We start from the raw sequence: 16,397 nt of genomic DNA on the forward strand, positions 1-16,397 counted from the left end.
TCCGCCGACAGCTGCGCAATCCGGACGGTTTCTGCTGCACCGAAACTGCTGCATCGCCGAGCGGATGCGGCGCGCCTCGCGTGCGCGCAGCATCCGATTCAGCGTGCGAGGGCGTGTGCGAGACCTCGGCGCGAACGACGCACGACGACAAGACCGGCACCGGCCATCACCAGCAGGGCGGCCAGGGCGGCCAGTCGCGCGGCCTCGGCTCCGGTGACGGACAGCGCAGAGCCCCCGGCTCCCGATGAGCCAGAGGGACCAGAGCCCGGCCCGCTGACTCCCGAGCCGTCGGGGTCAGTGCCCGGAGCCGTTGTCGGCGGGGCAACCGGAGGCTTCACCGGCGGCTTGACCGGAGGCACAACAGCGGGCACGCCTGCGCTCACCGCAGCAAATTCCACCTCGGTCAGAAACACGTCTCCGGCGCCCGCGTTCGTTGCACCGGCGACCTGCCCGGCGGTCAGCCCCTGTATCCACGTCGATCCGCTTCCACCAGAGACGTAGAGATTGGCCTCGTCCCACTCATCGGCGCCATCTCGTGCGATGGATCCGAATTGCGAACGCTCGATGACGGCTCCCGCGGGGTCGACGGTCAGGGTGAAGACATCGACTCCCCCGGCTCCCGCGCTGATGCGCCCGTTCGTGTGGCCGACAACCAGAAGGTTGCCTGCCGCATCCGTGGCGATCGAAGCCCCGCGATCGTCGCCTGCCGAGCCGTCTTGCGTCGTCCACTGGGTCGAACCGTCGGCGCCGAGCGCCGCGATGAAGACATCGTTTTCTCCGGCCGAGTCGGCACCGAGTGTGCCGCCGGTGAACCCGGTCGCCACCACGCCGGATGGCGTGGCGACGAGCGCCGAGACCTGGTCGGTGTCGGCTGTGCCGACCCGGGTCAGCCACTCACGTGTTCCGTCGGCGGCGAACTTGGCCACCCATCCGTCGGTTCCCCCGGCCTCGGTGGCGCCCGGCATCACGCCGCCGCCCACTCCTCCCACGTAGACGCCGCCGTCGGCACTCGCCGCAACGGCGAACCCTTTGTCTTCGCCGATGCTGCCGAATTGTGTGGCGAAGAGCATCGTGCCTGACGCATCGACGTGGGCGATCACGGCGTCCTTGTCGCCCGCGCTCGTGCCGTTCGGCACGGTGCCCGAGGTGTAGCCGGTGAGAAATGCCCCGCCGTTCACGTCGGAAGCGACGCCGTAAACACGATCGGCGGCCGATTCTGAGCCGAACGTCGTGCGCCAGATCTCGTCGCCGTCTGCGTCGATTTTGACCGCCAGCATGTCGTCATTCTCGCCCTCGTCGTGGCTCTGCCGCAGAAAACCTGCAGCGATGGCCGCCCCGGCCCCGCCGTCGACAACACCGTAGGCACGCTCGTTGAGTGCCGTGGCGATCGGAGTGACCCAGACCTGTTTTCCGGCCGCATCGAGCTTCTGCATCACGATGTCGAAGCCGCCCTGAGCGGCCTGTCCGAGCAGGGTGTCGGCGGCGTTCAACGCCTGAATGACGCTCCCATCGGCGAGTCCGAACACTCCGCCGGCCCGGTCGTCGCCGACCGAACCGAACTGGGCGCCCTCAAATGGAGCAGGAGGTTCAGTCTGCAGGTATCCGGCTAGGTCGACGAGCCCCTCACGGAACCCCTGGTCCCAGACTCCCCACTCATGACCCCCGTCGTAGACGCGCAACTCGGCGCTCACCCCCGGCACGCGCTTCGCCTGGTTATAGAGGGTTGCCGCCTCGTAGTCGAGGTCATGAATGGCGTCTTCCGGCTTCGGGTTCGCGTACTCGTCATCACCGACGGCAATGAACAGGTGTACGGGAAGAGCCGGGTCGAGGGCCGCGAACGACGCCGGATAGTTGAGTGCCTGATATCGGGCTTCGTCGTAGAGTGCGTCGCCGACGCCGTAGGCCCCGAACTCGCGCGTCGACGAATCGACGGGTGTCGAGGGAGTGTAGACGGCCGGGCTCAGCACGATTGCCGACGAGAAGAGGTCTTGATGCACCGTCGCGAAGCGGAGCGCCCCTGCCCCGCCCATCGAGTATCCGCCGACGGCCCGAGCCGTGCGCTCGTCGAGCGTGCGATAGTTCTCGTCGATGTAGTCAACGAGGTCGGTGGTGAATGCCGTCTCCACCTTCATGCCCGGAGTCGTGCCCGACTTGGTTCCGGCATACTCCGAGTCAACGTAGTAGCTGCCGCCGTTGCTCCAGGGCGCATCGGGCATCACGACAATCATCGGTGGGATGGCACCGGATGCGATCAGTTCGTCGAGCGCGCCGGCTTCCTGCTGCCAGGCCGCCTGAGAGTCGCCGCGACCGTGGAGCAGATAGAGCGACGGATACGTGGTCGCGGCATCCGCGTCATAGCCGGCCGGCAGATAGACGGTGAAGTCGACGGCGCCGTCGACCGCGCTGCTCGGCGCACTCCCCGGCACCAGGCGGCTGCCGGCGGCCTGGGCCGGTGCCGCCCCGATGAAGACCGAGGTCGCGAACAGTCCGAGCGACAGCGTCACTCCGATGGATTTCTTCCACATCATTGTGGTTCCTTTTCTGGGGGGCTCTTCGAGGGTGGTGGTTCAGGGTGGGTCAGTTCACCGGTGCTGACGCGTCGGGCCGTGCTGCCAGCCCGAGAATCGAGCGGGCCCGGCCGAGCATCGCCGGGTCGACCATTTCGCCGTTGGCCAGGGTCGAGACCCCGCCGAATTGAAGCGAGTTCACGACATCCGTCGCCCAGGCCACCGCGGCGCTGTCCGGGCGAAACACCTCGGCGATCACCGTCAACTGCGTCGGGTGCACCGCGGTTCGGCCGACCCAGCCCAGAGCCCTGCCACGTTCGGTGTCGGCACGCAGCGCCTCAAGATTGCGGATGTCGGTGAAAGCAGAGAGCATGGGCGCCGGCAATCCTGCCGCCCGCGCCGCGAACAAGACGCGCACCCGCGCATAGTCCATGGCCTCGCGGGCCGCCGTGCCGAGGTCGCTCGCGAGGTCGGATTCGCCGAGCGCCAGGCGCACGACTGCCTCATGCTGCGCGATGAGCAGGGCGTTCTCGACACCCCGCGCGGTCTCGATGAGAGCGGCGATCGGGCGGCCGGGAGCCAGCGCGACGACGGCATCGAGATCGTCAACAGTCTCGACCTTGGGAACACGCAGTTCGAAGCCGGCCTGCAGCGGGGCAAGTGCACTCAGATCCGCCCGAAAATCGGCGCCGCGATCGGCGCCGCGATCGGCGCCAAAGTCACTCCCGTGAATCGCATTGATCCGCACCTGAATCACCGGGCCGTTCTGCAGCGGGCCGCGCGCGCTCAGCCACCGCACCACGGCCTCGCGGGCTGCCGCCTTCTGATCGGGGGCGACGGCATCCTCGAGATCGAGAATCGCGAGATCCGCTCCGGTCGCGACGGCCTTGTCGAATCGGTCGGGTCGGTCGCCGGGCACATACAATCCGGTCACCAGGGCCGGCGCGCTCTGCGCGCTGGCCCGCTCGGTCGCCGTCAACGCGGCGATGTGCTTCTCGGTCATACGATCCCCCGTTCGCGGAGCGCCTCAAGTTGGGCCCTGCTCACACCGATCTCGTCGAGCACGGCAGCGGTGTCTTGGCCATGTCGGCGCCCCGCCCAGCGGATGCCTCCTGGTGTGCTGGAGAGACGGAACAACACGTTTTGCATTTTCAGCGGCCCCAATTCCTCATCATCGACGCTCTGCACGGTGCCCAGCGCGGCGTACTGCGGATCGGTCAGAATTCCACGCACGTCATACACCGGCGCCACAGCAGCCTCGGCCTGCTCGAATGCTGCGAGAACCTCCGAAGTCGAGCGCTTCGCAATCCACGAGGAAACGGCGTCATCGAGTACATCGGCATGCAGCGCGCGCTCGTGCCCAGAAGCGAACCAGGGTTCGGCCACGAGATCGGGCCGCCCCACCAGATGCATCACACGTTCGGCGATCGATTGGGAACTCGTCGACACGGCAACCCACTCGTTGTCGGCCGTGAGGTAGACGTTGCGCGGTGCGTTGTTGACCGAACGGTTGCCGGTGCGCTTCTGCACCGTTCCGAGCTGGTCGAAGGTCGTGATCTGACCGCCGAGCAGCATCAGAATCGGCTCGATGATGGCCATGTCCACGACCTGGCCGACACCGGAGCCCTGTTCGACCCCGCGCAGGGCCACCATGATGGCGAAGCTCGTGGCCAGTGCCGCGATGCCGTCCGCCAGGCCGAACGGCGGCAAAGTCGGCGGGCCGTCTGGCTCTCCGGTCAGCGCGGCAAATCCGCTCATCGCTTCGGCCAGGCTGCCGAACCCCGGCCGCGACGAATAGGGTCCGAATTGGCCGAATGCGGTCACTCGAGCGATTACCAGGCGCGGGTTCGCCGCGTGCAGCTCGGCGGGACTGAGCCCCCAGCGCTCCAGCGTTCCCGGCCGAAAGTTCTCGACGAGCACATCGGCATCCGCGACGAGTTTCAGCAGCAGCGCTGCCCCGTCCGGCGTGCCGAGGTTGAGCGTGACGGTGCGCTTATTGCGGCCCAGCGTCTTCCACCACAGGTTGACGCCGTTCTTGGCGGGGCCGTGCCCGCGTGCCGCATCGGGCTTGGTCGGGTGTTCGACTTTGATCACATCGGCCCCGAAGTCGCCGAGGAACGTCGCAGCCAACGGCCCGGCGAACAGCGTCGAAACATCGAGCACACGGATGCCGGCCAGCGGGCCGCCCGCCGGTGTTGGTTCAGTCATGTGTCCGCTCCAGATCCCACGCCAGCCGAAAACCGATGTTCGACGAGCGTTCAACGCCGAGGCCGGCCAGCAGCAGTTTCAGGCTGAAGTCCGCGGCCTTCGGTCCACCGTCGACGTACCAATCGGAGCCGAGCGACTGATGATCGCTGCCGCCCTTGAGCATGACGAATCGGGTCACGCCGTCGCTGTGTTCGCTCTCGGTCCAGTTCCAGACCATGGGAGTGGAACGGTGGAAGCCCGGGTCTGCCGCGGCGACCTGCCATTCGAATTCGGTGGGCAGGCGGGCGCCCGCCCAGGCCGCATACGCGCGGGCGTCGGTCAGCCCGAGGAGGGTTGCCGGCGCGTCGGGCCGCGACGCGACATCCGCCGTGAAGAACCGGTTCGAGTGCACCGGCGTATAACCGCTGGTCATCAGAAACTCGATGAATTCGCCCACCGTCACCTCGCGGCGTGCCACGGCGACGTCGCCGAGTGTGACCGCGATGGTTTCGTGGCGCGCATCGTGCAGGCGCGGCGGCAGGGGCTTCCACTCCTCCTGGTAGGGAGCACCCTGGTACATGCCGGATTCGCGCCGACGATGGGCGACGGGCAGCACACGGGCGCCGGCGGCAACGACGATCGCATCGCCGGGACGCGTTGTGCTTTCGCTCGGCACGACCTCGACCCGGTGCGCCTCGCGCGCCGGGAACGTCGCATCCGAGTCTGCCCCCGAACGTTCGCTGTCGGCCGCGGCGGCGGCCAGAAGGTTTGCCAACCACTCCGGCGACGAGCCCCGCACCGCCAGAATGCCGGTGACACCCCTGGCCGGAACCGTGGTGGTCCCGTCGACCAGAGGCGAGCCCGTTGTCACGTCGACGAGGAGGCCGTGCAGGGCATCTTGCTCCAACACCGGGCCGACGTAGTCGGTTGTGGTGCGGTTGATGACCGTCCAGAGGGTGAGGTCGCCGAGCTCGTACCGCGACGCATACACGCCGGCTGCCAGTGCTTCGGGCCGGGCGTCGGTGAGAGGTGTCCACTCGCCATCGACCAGAACCGGGTTCAACGCACGCTGCACCCGCAGCATCCGTCGCAGTGTGCCCTTGTCGCGTTCGTTCCAGCCGACCCAGACACCGAAGACGGCGTCCCAGACCAGCATGCCAGTGCCGTTCATCCACGCCGACTGCAATTCGGCGCTGTGGTCGTGGTTCCACCGGCGGGTGGAATGCATCATGTGCCGGCGCTCGTACCAGTGCGCGCGCATGACACCGGGAGCGTCACTATCGGCAAACCACTGCGCCCAGCTCAGTTGGTGGTCTTCGATGCGCTGATTGGGCACCCGGGACTCCCCCTCGAGCACCTGCGGCGGATCGGCGTTCAGGAGCGCGGCGATGAGGCCGGCGTCTCCCTCCTTCATGGTGTCGAGAAACACGCCGTCGACGCCGAGTTCGCCCACGATCAGGGCCAGTTCCTCCGGGTCGTCGTGTGCCGCGCGTCGGGTTCCGGTGTCCCATGGGTTGTAGTCGATGAAGACTTTGAGGCCGCGGGTCTGCAACTCGGCGATCACCTCGGCCAGGCCGGGCACGTCGCGGTAGAAATCGAACTGGTTGCGATCGTCGATGCCGATGATCGGGTAGGCGTGCCAGAGCACGATGCCATCGAACCCGCCGTGGTCGCCGGTCGACTCAAGAAAGGCGTCGACGGTGAACTGCTGGGTGGCGTGGTCGAAGAGACGCTCATCGAAGAGCCAGGTCAACGACACGCTGTAGCAGGCTCTGGTCCACCGGGAGTGGTCCAGTTCGTAGATCGCCCCGCTGTAGTCGAGTCGTTCTCGCGCCGAGTCGCGCCAGGTCTGCAACCCATCACGCCAGGCCGGCCAGTCGGCCGGGTCGGCCGGCGCTGCAAAGATCTTGGCGATGTCGCCGATGGCCGGATCGAGATGACCATCGGCCGGCAGAATCGTCGGCAGGTCGATCGAGCGGGGCACCAGCGGGTTGATCTCGTTGGTGTTCGTTTCGTCGGGGTCGAGGTGAGTCTGCAGCGTGCTCAAGGGTTCTCTCCCGTCGTGGATGCGGTCGCGACGGCGATGGTGCGCGCGGCCAGGTCGTCGAAGCACATCTCGTTGAATCCCGGAATGCTCGACGAGAGTGTGTTGTGCAGGGGGTCGATCCACTCGCCGGGCAGAGCGGATGCCCCGGCCAGCGCCCCACAGATCGAGCCGACCGTTGCGCCGGTCGAGTCGGTGTCCCAGCCTCCGGTCACGGCGAGCGTGATGGCCGTCGCGAAGTCGCCACCGCTACGGGTGAGCGCGAAGGCGAGCAGGGCGGAGTTGTTCAGCACGTGCACCCAGTGCAGCTGCCCGTATTCGGCATAGATCGCATCGAGAGCGGCCTCGGTGTCGAGCGTCGACTCGGCGACCGCGACTCCGAAACGGATGGCTGCGGCGTAGCGGCTGTCGGCGGGCACAACGCTCAAGCCGGCTTCGATCACCTGACCGACGGTGTCGGCGACGAGTGCGGCGGAACAGGCCGCGGCCGCGAACAGCGCGCCGTAAAGGCCGCTGCGTCCGTGACTGAGCCGGGCGTCGGTCCAAGCCAGTGTCGCGGCACGGCGGGCGTCTCCCGGCGAAACCCAGCCGTAGACATCCGTGCGAATCTGAGCCCCGATCCAGTCCCGGAACGGGTTCTGCACCGCCCCGGCCTCGACCGGCTCATACCCGTCGAGCAGATTGCGGTAGACGATCCGTTCGGCGGTGAACACGCGCCCGCCGGGCAGGTTGGCGAGCCAGGACTGCGCGACGTCGTCGGTCGTGAACCCGCTGCCGATGCGCTCGAGCAGGTCGAGGGCGATGAGCGGAAAGTTGAGGTCGTCGTCTTCTGGCATGCCGTCGATGTTCTCGACGAGGCTGGTCGGGCGGCTGCGGCGGTTCCACGGGTAGGCGGCGTTGACGGCCGGGTCGAGTCCGATCTCGGTGAAGTACGAGGCGATCGGCCAGTTGCCAGTCGACTCGGCGATGGCGCGGATGCCCTCCCGCGAAATCTTCTCGACCGGCTTGCCGAGCAGGCAACCGGAGGCACGCCCCAGCCAAGCCCCGAGCATCCGGTCAGACGCTGCGTCGGCGGTAACCGCCGCAAAGCTCACAGAGGCAGGGGCCAGTGCCAGAATCTCGGCGAGCTGCTCCGGTTCGCGCACGCTCAGCGTGTGCGGAACCGGGAGCTCATCAATCTCTCGCAGCAGCGCGCGGGCGAGGGAACGCAGTGGCTCGGCGGCGGGGACCGGTGTCGCTCCGTTGACCGCTGCGACATCGCTTCCGCCGGCGCTGACCCAGCGCTGACGGATCTCGGAGACATCGACACCGTCGAGGCCGGCGGCGACGAGCGCGTGCGGCAACAGGTCTTCGGGTTGGGTCCAGCTGAGGCGCAGCACTACTTGCTGCCAGCCAGTGCCGGCGTAACGGCGGATGCTGCGGCTCCCGCGAGTGCGCTCATCGAGGCAGCCCGGTCGTCGAAACGTCTCTGGTCGGCGGCCCAGATGTCGCGGGCGACGGCGGCCATCGTCGGGCCCGTCGCGGTCACGTCCATGCGGCTGCCTTCGTTGACACCGGCGATCCACTCGCGGGGCAGACTCGCCGTGCCGCCGAGAGCACCGGCGATCGATCCGGCCATCACGGCGATGGAGTCGGAGTCGCGCCCGTAGTTGATCGAGCCGAGAACAGCTTCCGAGTAGTCTCCCTGGGCGGCAACGAGCATGCCGAGGGCGATCGGGAGTTCTTCGATCGACTTGGTGCGGCTCGGAATGCGGGCATCCCTGGCGGGAGCTCGGTAGTTGGGTCCGACGGTGTCGAACGGTACGACAGCGGCGCGCAGGGTGGCCAAGCCGCTGCGCCAATCGGTGACGGATGCTGCGGCATCGACAACGGCTTCGATCGCATCGCGGGTGCCGTCTTTGGCCAGGCGCAGCGCCACGGCGATCACCTGGTCGACCGACGAGCCGACGCGCATGGCCTCGGCGACTGTCGCGGCATAGACCCCGGCCGCTTCACGCCCGTAGCTGGACTGGTGGGCGCCGGCCACGTCGATGGCTTCGGCGTAGGCTTCAGCGGCTGAACCGGCGTTCACGATTCCGATCGGGGCGACATACATTGTCGCGCCGCAGTTCACGATGTTTCCGACACCGGCTTCACGCGGATCGATGTGGCCATACTGCAAGCGCGTGACCAGCCACTTCTCGGCGAGAAAGATGCGGTGAAGCAACAGCGATTCGGTTTCCAGCTCCGGAATCCAGCGCTTCTCGCTCGACAGCAGCGGAACGAGGTGTTCGGCAATGTCGAACGCATCGAGGCGATGACGCAGCTTGTCGTACACCTCGACCAGAACGTTGGTCATCAGGGTGTCATCGGTGATGTGTCCATCGCCCTTGTGGTACGGCGAGATGGGGCGCGCGTTCTTCCAGTCGGGCAGAAACGGCGGCACGATTCCCGTGATGAATCCGTTGTAGCGTTCCTGGATTGCTTCAGGAGTGTTGCCTTCAGCCGCACCTCCGAGCGCATCGCCGATGGCTGCACCAGCGAGTGCTCCGGTTGCTTTGTCCTCGAGCAGGTCCATCAGATATCTCCTTGATGCTGTGATGATCGTGTGGTGATGTGTGTTGTGCGGTGATGCGGGTGATGCGGGTGATGCGGTGAAAAGTACGGGGCCGAACGAACCGGGCGAAACATCCGTCTCGCCCGATTCGTCACCCCTCATTCGGCTATCCGCCGATTGAGGCCCAGCCATCGGTGAGCTGGGTGGCCAGCTCCTCGCTTGAAATGGAGTTCGCGAAGTACTGCTGCAACCCGGGGGTCGCATACTGGTCCTTCCACTGCGGGTAGTTCGTGGTCTTCTGGAACGGGGCGCCGGCGAGGTTCTCACCGGTGGCCAGCATTTCTTTCCAACCGGTCTGCCCGTCGGTGGCCTTCGCGAGCTCGGCGCGAGCCTCACTCGACGACGGAATCAACCAGTCACCCTCGCCGAGCTTCGCCTGGTTCGAGGCACCCATGAAGTAGTTGATGAACTTGGCCGACTGCTCAACGTGCTTGCTCTCGGCGGCGACCGACATGGTCTGCGGGTTGGCGGCCTGCACGGTTCCTGCACTACCGGCCAATGCGGGAAGCACGGTCCAGTTGAAGCCCTCAGGCGCGGATTCGGTGATCTGCTGAGCGAGGTAGTTGCCGCCGATGTACATGGCGTACTTTCCGCCCAAGAAGCCGGGAAGAACGTCTGAACCGCTCTGCGTCAGAGTGACGGGGTCCATCGAACCGTCGTCGTAGGCCATCGCGTGAATGCGGTTGGGCACTTCGAGTTCGTCGGCACCCACCGTGATCTTGGCGGTGTCGCCGGTTCCGGTGAAGAAGGTGCCGTCGAAGCCGAGCGCGGTGTTCATCACTGCGGCGGTGGGCTGCTTGAGTCCCCAGCCAACACCGTACTTGCCGTCGGCGGTGAGGCCCTTGGCGGCGGCGGCGAGGTTGTCCCAGGTGAGTTCCTTGCCGCTCGGTACCTCAACGCCGGCCGCGGCGAAGGCATCGGTGTTCGCAAAGACCACATAGGTCTGCAGTAGCGTCGGAGCCGCAATGATCTTCTTGTCGTCGGTGGTCACCGTCGACCAGACGTCGTCAGAAACACTCTTCTTGACGTCGTCGCTCAGGTACGGGCTCAGGTCGGCGAGATACCCCTGGTTGGCAAACCCGAGAATGTCTGACGACTCGTCATGAATGACGTCGGGTGCGGTGCCGCCCTGAAACTGGGTGACCAGCTGGTCGTGAACGTTGTCCCAGCTGCCCTGGGTCAGTTTGACCTGGATGTCGGGGTTGTCGGCGTTCCACGAGTCGACGATGTCTTTCGTCGCGGCAACGGTGGAGTCCTGGTAGGCCAGGCTCTGGAAGGTGATCGTCACCGGTCCCTCAGAGGAGCCTCCTGAGGAGCTTCCTCCTCCGCCTCCGAATGCGCAACCGGTCAAGACTCCGGCGACCACGATGGCGCCGGTGGCTAGTGCAGCCCGTCTTTTCATTGTCTGTACTCCTTTGTGTATATTCACTGCTCTGTGTGTATTCACTGCGTGTGTATTCACTGCGTGTGCATTCACTGCGTGTGGCTGAGTTACTGGTGTCGCTGTTATCCCTTGACCGCCCCGCTCATCAGGCCGGAGGTGAGCCGGCGCTGAATGAGGGCGAAGAAGACAAGACTGGGGATGGTGGCCAGCAATGCTGCTGCCGCCAATTGACCGAGCTGAACCTGTCCCTCTGCCCCCACGAATCGGGCGAGCGTGAGCGGCAGAGTCTGCAGCTCCGGGTCTTGGATCAGCACGAGGGCGAAGAAGAATTCGTTCCAGCTGGAGATGAACGTGAACAGGCTGGTTGCGACGAGTCCGGGAGCCAGCAGCGGCAGCACGATCCTGCGCAGGATGAGCAGGCGGGAGCCGCCGTCCATGGCGCCGGCCTCTTCGAGTTCGACCGGGATCCCCGCCACGTAGCCCTGCAGCATCCAGAGCGCAAACGGTAGTGACCAGACGGTGTACACCAAGATCAGCCCGACCAGGTTGTTCACCAGGCCGATCTGCTTGAGCACGAGGAACAGCGGAATGATGATCAGGATGAAAGGGAACACCTGACTGAGCAGAATCCAACCGGTGGCAATCCCCCGCATCTTGGTGCGAAACCGCGCCAGGGCATAGGCGGCCGGCAGCGAGATGATCGTGACGATGACCGTGGTCGACACGGCAACGATGAGGCTGTTGCCGGCCGCGTGGATCAGGTTGGCCTTGTCGATCGCCGCGATGAAGTTGTCGAAGTTCAGGCTGTTCGGCAAGAACGACGGATTCGCGGATTGAAGTTCCTGCGGCGTTTTGAAAGCCGCCAAAATCAGGAACAACAGCGGAAAGCCGAGAAAAATCATGTAGCCGGCGAGTGCGAGATATTGCAGCGGACGACCAATACGGCGGCCTGCGGCGCTGGATGGCATCCTCGTTGGTTTCGTAGACACGGCACGGGTCATGACAGTCGACTCCTTGCCTGGCTGCGGAGATACACGAAGAGAAAGATTGCGATCACGATGACCATGACGTTGCCCATTGCAGCCGCATAGCCGAAGTTGCCGTAACGGAAGGCTTCGTTATAGGCGAACAGCATCGGCAGCATGGTCTTGCCGCCTGGTCCTCCCGCCGTCAGCACGAACACGAGCGCAAACGAGTTGAAGTTCCAGATCAAGTCGAGCGTCGTGATCGACACGATGATGGTTCGGAGCGCGGGAAGTGTGACGTGCCAGAATCGCTTCCAGACACCGGCCCCATCGATCGACGCGGCCTCATGCAGTTCGGCCGGAACGTTTTGCAGCCCGGCCAACAGGGTGATCGTGGTCTGCGGCATCCCGGCCCAGACGCCGACGATGATGACGACGGGAAGAGCGGTCGAGAAATCGCCCAGCCAGTTGACGTCGCCGGGGAGGCCCAGCGCACGCAGCGACTGGTTGATCGGGCCCGAGTTCGGGTTGAGCATGAGTCGCCACATGATCGCGATGACGACCGGGGGCATCGCCCACGGCACCAAGGCCAGGGTGCGGGCCACCCCGCGCAGCTTGAGGTCGAGGTTGAGCAGCAACGCGAGACCGAGGGAGGCGAAGAACTGCAAGATGGTGACGCCGAATGCCCAGATCAAGCCGATCCGGAACGAGTTCCAGAACAGTTCGTTGCTGGCCAACCGCACGTAGTTGTCGACGCCGTTGAACGAAGTGACAACGTCGAGACCGGCTTTGGAATCGGTGAAGCCCAGCAGGATGCCCTGCACCAGCGGGTACACGCTGAACAAAAGCACCGGGATCATGGCCGGAAGCACGAGCATCCAGGCTTCGCGGCCGCCCTGCCCTGGCGCGCCGCGCTTGCGCTTCTTCGTCAGCAGTTTCGGCGGCCGGGTATCGACCGGGCGTGGTGGAGTGAGAGTGGCTGTCATGCGTCATCGCCTCCCGATGAGTGGGAGACGACCGAACGGGAATCGGTGGCCGGGGTCGCAGCAGCGCCGATCATTGACGATTCGCGGATGGTGAGCTTGGGTTCGATGACGACCTGCTTCACCGGGGCATCGGGTTCGTTGAGGCGCCGAATGAGCAGCTTCGCCGCGGTGCGGGCACGTTTGACCGACCCCAGGTTGACGCTGGTGATGGACGGTGTCGTCAATTCGGCGATGTCGGTGTCGTCCATGCCGACCAGTGCGACGTCATTCGGAACAGAGAATCCACGACGCGTCAACACCTTCAGCGCCGCGACGGCGAGCAAGTCGTTGGCGCAGACGATGGCGTCGGGAGTCGCCTGGTCGAGCAGCGCTTCGGTGGCGACAAGCCCTGCCTTGAAGGTGAAGTCGTCGGCGTTGACCTGCAAGTCGCCGTGCATCGCGATGCCACGCTTGGCCATGGCCAGGGTGTAGCCGCTCAGGCGAGCCGCACCGGGAACGGTGTCGACTGGTCCGTTGATGAATGCGATGCGCTGGCGACCCTGCTTGGCCAGATGTTTGATCGCCAAGCCCATGCCGGCCGCAGAATCGGCGCGCACGCTGTCGAGGTCGACACCGGCAGGAAGCGAACCGATGACGACGATGGGCAGCCGGCTGGCGCGCAGGTGGTCGATCAAGGCCTCAGTCACCCGGAGCGGGCTGAGGATGAGGCCATCGGCGAAGCCGCGGTTCAGACTCGTCAGCAGGGTGATCTGGTCGTCGGGGTCGCTGCCGGTGGAGGAGACAACAAGTCGGTAGCCGGCATCGGCGACGACTCGTGACACTTCGTGCATCATCGCGACGTAGACCGGGTTACCGACATCGGCCACGGCGAGTGCGATCTGCTCGGTCTTGCCGACTTTGAGTGAGCGGGCCGTCGCATCCGGCACATAGCCGAGCTCGGCGGCGGCCTGTTGCACCCGCTCGGTGACCGACGTCGAGGCAGGCAGCCCGTTGAGTACACGAGAGACGGAGGCGATTGACACCCCCGCGCGCTCGGCCACGAGCACAAGCGTGGACTTCCTTGTCTCGGCCATCTTGCTCCCATGCAACGGTGAAGGGGTGGTGTGTAATCGTTCTTGTAAACGTTTACGAGAACGTTTACAGCGACTATAGGCGGTGCCGCTGCCTTCGTGCAACTTCCATCGGCGATTGCCTCGCTGTCGAGCGCGATGCTCTGCGCACGCTTCGGGCTGGCTCTGGCGCTCGCTTCTGCGGAGAGGTAACGTCGAATCAGTCAAGTCACCGGCATCCGTCACTGAAGATGAGGCCCGACATGCAATATCTCGACGATCCAGACCAGCTTCCGGCGCTCCCCGATCCCGGGCCACGCGATGGCCGTCACGGTGTCGATCGTGACGACGAATATGATCCGTTTCCGGTCAATCAATCGGGACCGCACGGTGGTGCCGATGCGTTGGTTGTTCCGCTCGACGATGCCAAGACACATGTGTCGGTGCTTCTGGCACGGGCCGAGTCCGGCCAGGAGGTCGTCGTGACCCGGTTTGGAATCGCCATTGCCCGCATCGTTCCGCCGAGGCGTCGGGGATCCCGAACGCGCCGAGTACCCATGCCACCGGTCGAGATCACTCGGGCCGATGCGGAACCTGCCGATTCCCTCGCCTGGCGCAACACCCTTCAGCAGCCAGGTGCAGTGCGGTCGGCGTCTGCCTCGACACCGACGATCGCCTCGGTGACACGGGTGGAGAGCCTCGCCGTTGTGCACGGCGCAACGGTCGTCGGCGAAATCGTCGTGGACGCCAATGGCACGTTACGTGCTCTGGTACTCGATGATCTCGATCAACTTCCGGCGTTGCCCGACCCCGGCCCGCGCGACGGTCGACACGGTGTTGATCGCGAAACCGACGTGGAGCAGCCGCTACTCCGGCCGTCACGGCGGACAAGTCGGCGCACGACTCGCCAGGGTTGAGCTCGCGACCCGTACAGTAGCTGAGTGCCCCAACGCCCCAACCAGACACAGCTCTCCCCCACCGTTCGTGCCACCCTGCGCAACCCGAAGATGCTCAGCATCGAGGTGCTCGCCGGGGTTGTCACCACGCTGGCGCTGATTCCCGAGGTGATCTCGTTCTCGGTGATCGCCGGGGTCGACCCTAAGGTCAGCCTGATCGCATCCGTCGTCTTGGCGATCTCGATGTCGATTCTCGGCGGGCGTCCGGCCATGATCACCGCAGCGGCCGGCGCCGTCGCCCTTGTTGTCGCACCGCTCGTGAAAGAGCACGGCGTCGAATATCTCTTGCCTGCCGTCGTGTTGGCGGGCCTGGTGCAGATTCTGTTCGGCGTGACCGGCCTGGCCCGGCTGATGCGGTTCATTCCGCGCTCGGTGATGATCGGCTTCGTCAACGCGCTCGGAATCCTGATCTTCGTCGCCCAGGTGCCGCACCTGCTCGGCGTGCCTTGGCTGGTCTACCCGCTCTTCGTGGTGACCGTGTTGATCGTCTTGTTGTTGCCGCGCCTGACGACGGCGGTGCCCGCGCCGCTCGTTGCGATCGTGGTCGTCACCGCGATCACGATGGTCGCTCACCTCTCAGTGCCGAACGTCAGCGACCAGGGCGACGTGTCTGGGGGGCTCCCCGGCATCACGCCGCTCCTGGTTCCCCTGAACCTCGAGACCCTCGGCATCATCTGGCCGACCGCGCTCAGCGTCGCCTTCGTCGGTCTGATGGAGACCTTGCTCACCGCGAAACTCGTCGACGGAATCACCGGCACCCGCTCGATGAAGAGCCGCGAGTCGTGGGCGCTCGGCATCGCGAACATCCTGGCCGGCTTCTACGGCGGCATCGCCGGCTGCGCCATGATCGGCCAGACCATCGTCAACGTGAAGCTCGGCCGCGCTCGCACGCGCATCTCGACCTTCGTCGCCGGCGCGTTTCTGTTGCTGCTGGTCACCGCGCTCAGCGATGTGATGGGCCAGATCCCCATGGTGGCCCTGGCCGCGGTGATGATGATCGTCGCCCTCACCACGATCAACTGGCACAGCATTGCGCCGTCGACTCTGAAACGGATGCCGCTGCCCGAGACGATCGTCATGCTCACGACGGTCGCGATCGTCGTCGCGACCGGCAACCTGGCCATCGGCGTGGCGGCGGGCGCGGTGCTCGCGATGGTGCTGTTCGCGCGGCGGGTCGCCCATGTCGTGAACGTGGAGCGCACACTGTCCGCCGACGAAGAGTCGGTGACCTACGTCGTGACCGGACCGCTGTTCTTCGGCAGCAGCAACGATCTCGTCGAACAGTTCGACCCGGCACACGACCCGGCGTCCGTCGTCGTCGATCTGGGCCAGGCGCAAATCTGGGATGCGTCGACCGTCGCTGTGATGGACTCCATCGAGACCGCCTATCGCGCCAACGGCGGCACGGTCGTCTTCACCGGTCTCGACGAGCGCAGCACCGCGTTTCACACGAAACTCACCGGAAGGCTCTAGGCCGCGCGGCTGGTGCGGCCGTCGCGCGGCCGTCGCGCAGCCGTCGCACCTATGCCGCGCGCCGCGTGCTCGCCGTACGTAAAGGAGGAGATTCTGCGACACGCCGCCTGAAACCGACTGGGCCGACCCAGGGATTCCGGTCAGTGTCCTGTGGATGATTTTCTATGCTGCCATAGGTCGAAGCTCGGCGAGTTTCTCGGCCGGTGTCAGGTAGCCCAATGCTTGGTGGAGTCGGTTGTTGTTGAAGTGG

Annotated in this window: 12 protein-coding genes; 2 read left to right on the forward strand and 10 right to left on the reverse strand. The window is 65.6% G+C overall.

All coding sequences use genetic code 11. The features are described from left to right. Positions 1–98: 98 nt before the first annotated feature. The 10 genes from ABD791_RS11585 to ABD791_RS11630 all read right to left on the reverse strand — a co-directional run bounded on the left by ABD791_RS11585 (position 99) and on the right by ABD791_RS11630 (position 13,742). On the reverse strand, positions 99–2,528 hold the full coding sequence (locus ABD791_RS11585; RefSeq protein ID WP_345066548.1) for an alpha/beta hydrolase-fold protein: 2,430 nt from the start codon (positions 2,526–2,528) through the stop codon (positions 99–101). A 49-nt stretch (positions 2,529–2,577) separates the two neighbouring features. Further along, positions 2,578–3,510 carry an HpcH/HpaI aldolase/citrate lyase family protein gene (locus tag ABD791_RS11590; protein ID WP_345066551.1) on the reverse strand — a complete coding sequence of 311 codons (933 nt, stop codon included), beginning with the start codon at positions 3,508–3,510 and terminating at the stop codon, positions 2,578–2,580. Further along, positions 3,507–4,715: a CaiB/BaiF CoA transferase family protein gene (locus ABD791_RS11595; protein WP_345066554.1), complete on the reverse strand. Its 1,209-nt coding sequence runs from the start codon at positions 4,713–4,715 to the stop codon at positions 3,507–3,509. The genes ABD791_RS11590 and ABD791_RS11595 overlap by 4 nt, the downstream gene beginning before the upstream one ends. Further along, a complete protein-coding gene (locus tag ABD791_RS11600) occupies positions 4,708–6,741 on the reverse strand; it encodes an SUMF1/EgtB/PvdO family nonheme iron enzyme (RefSeq protein WP_345066558.1) in 2,034 nt (677 codons plus the stop codon). Before ABD791_RS11600 ends, ABD791_RS11595 begins: the two co-directional genes overlap by 8 nt. Beyond that, positions 6,738–8,117: an ADP-ribosylglycohydrolase family protein gene (locus tag ABD791_RS11605; RefSeq protein WP_345066561.1), complete on the reverse strand. Its 1,380-nt coding sequence runs from the start codon at positions 8,115–8,117 to the stop codon at positions 6,738–6,740. The genes ABD791_RS11600 and ABD791_RS11605 overlap by 4 nt, the downstream gene beginning before the upstream one ends. Continuing rightward, positions 8,117–9,295 carry an ADP-ribosylglycohydrolase family protein gene (locus ABD791_RS11610; protein ID WP_345066564.1) on the reverse strand — a complete coding sequence of 393 codons (1,179 nt, stop codon included), beginning with the start codon at positions 9,293–9,295 and terminating at the stop codon, positions 8,117–8,119. Before ABD791_RS11610 ends, ABD791_RS11605 begins: the two co-directional genes overlap by 1 nt. 145 nt (positions 9,296–9,440) lie before the next feature. Then, positions 9,441–10,736, reverse strand: a complete 1,296-nt coding sequence (locus tag ABD791_RS11615) for an ABC transporter substrate-binding protein (RefSeq protein ID WP_345066567.1) — start codon at positions 10,734–10,736, stop codon at positions 9,441–9,443. Between the two features lie 104 nt (positions 10,737–10,840). Beyond that, positions 10,841–11,686 (reverse strand): carbohydrate ABC transporter permease, encoded by an 846-nt coding sequence (locus tag ABD791_RS11620; protein WP_345066570.1) that lies wholly within the window; start codon positions 11,684–11,686, stop codon positions 10,841–10,843. A gap of 29 nt (positions 11,687–11,715) precedes the next feature. Further along, positions 11,716–12,669: a carbohydrate ABC transporter permease gene (locus tag ABD791_RS11625; RefSeq protein ID WP_345066572.1), complete on the reverse strand. Its 954-nt coding sequence runs from the start codon at positions 12,667–12,669 to the stop codon at positions 11,716–11,718. Next, complete coding sequence (locus ABD791_RS11630) at positions 12,666–13,742, reverse strand: LacI family DNA-binding transcriptional regulator (protein ID WP_345066575.1); 1,077 nt, start codon at positions 13,740–13,742, stop codon at positions 12,666–12,668. The genes ABD791_RS11625 and ABD791_RS11630 overlap by 4 nt, the downstream gene beginning before the upstream one ends. Positions 13,743–13,981: 239 nt before the next feature. Between ABD791_RS11630 and ABD791_RS11635 the strand changes: the two genes are divergently transcribed. Both ABD791_RS11635 and ABD791_RS11640 read left to right on the forward strand, forming a co-directional pair. Continuing rightward, positions 13,982–14,635: a type II toxin-antitoxin system Phd/YefM family antitoxin gene (locus ABD791_RS11635; RefSeq protein WP_345066579.1), complete on the forward strand. Its 654-nt coding sequence runs from the start codon at positions 13,982–13,984 to the stop codon at positions 14,633–14,635. A gap of 90 nt (positions 14,636–14,725) precedes the next feature. Next, the gene (locus ABD791_RS11640) at positions 14,726–16,147 is read left to right on the forward strand and encodes a SulP family inorganic anion transporter (RefSeq protein WP_345066594.1); all 1,422 of its coding nucleotides are present in this window, start codon (positions 14,726–14,728) and stop codon (positions 16,145–16,147) included. Positions 16,148–16,397 lie beyond the last annotated feature (250 nt).

This window comes from Glaciibacter kafniensis (genome assembly GCF_039538945.1).
GTDB lineage: Bacteria > Actinomycetota > Actinomycetes > Actinomycetales > Microbacteriaceae > Cryobacterium > Cryobacterium kafniensis.

Excerpts from the sequence above, each read along its gene's own strand:
- ABD791_RS11585 (WP_345066548.1), bottom strand. The coding sequence starts at position 2,528 with ATGATGTGGAAGAAATCCATCGGAGTGACGCTGTCGCTCGGACTGTTC.
- ABD791_RS11590 (WP_345066551.1), bottom strand. The coding sequence starts at position 3,510 with ATGACCGAGAAGCACATCGCCGCGTTGACGGCGACCGAGCGGGCCAGC.
- ABD791_RS11595 (WP_345066554.1), bottom strand. The coding sequence starts at position 4,715 with ATGACTGAACCAACACCGGCGGGCGGCCCGCTGGCCGGCATCCGTGTG.
- ABD791_RS11610 (WP_345066564.1), bottom strand. The coding sequence starts at position 9,295 with ATGGACCTGCTCGAGGACAAAGCAACCGGAGCACTCGCTGGTGCAGCC.
- ABD791_RS11615 (WP_345066567.1), bottom strand. The coding sequence starts at position 10,736 with ATGAAAAGACGGGCTGCACTAGCCACCGGCGCCATCGTGGTCGCCGGA.
- ABD791_RS11620 (WP_345066570.1), bottom strand. The coding sequence starts at position 11,686 with ATGCCATCCAGCGCCGCAGGCCGCCGTATTGGTCGTCCGCTGCAATAT.
- ABD791_RS11625 (WP_345066572.1), bottom strand. The coding sequence starts at position 12,669 with ATGACAGCCACTCTCACTCCACCACGCCCGGTCGATACCCGGCCGCCG.
- ABD791_RS11630 (WP_345066575.1), bottom strand. The coding sequence starts at position 13,742 with ATGGCCGAGACAAGGAAGTCCACGCTTGTGCTCGTGGCCGAGCGCGCG.
- ABD791_RS11635 (WP_345066579.1), top strand. The coding sequence starts at position 13,982 with ATGCAATATCTCGACGATCCAGACCAGCTTCCGGCGCTCCCCGATCCC.
- ABD791_RS11640 (WP_345066594.1), top strand. The coding sequence starts at position 14,726 with ATGCTCAGCATCGAGGTGCTCGCCGGGGTTGTCACCACGCTGGCGCTG.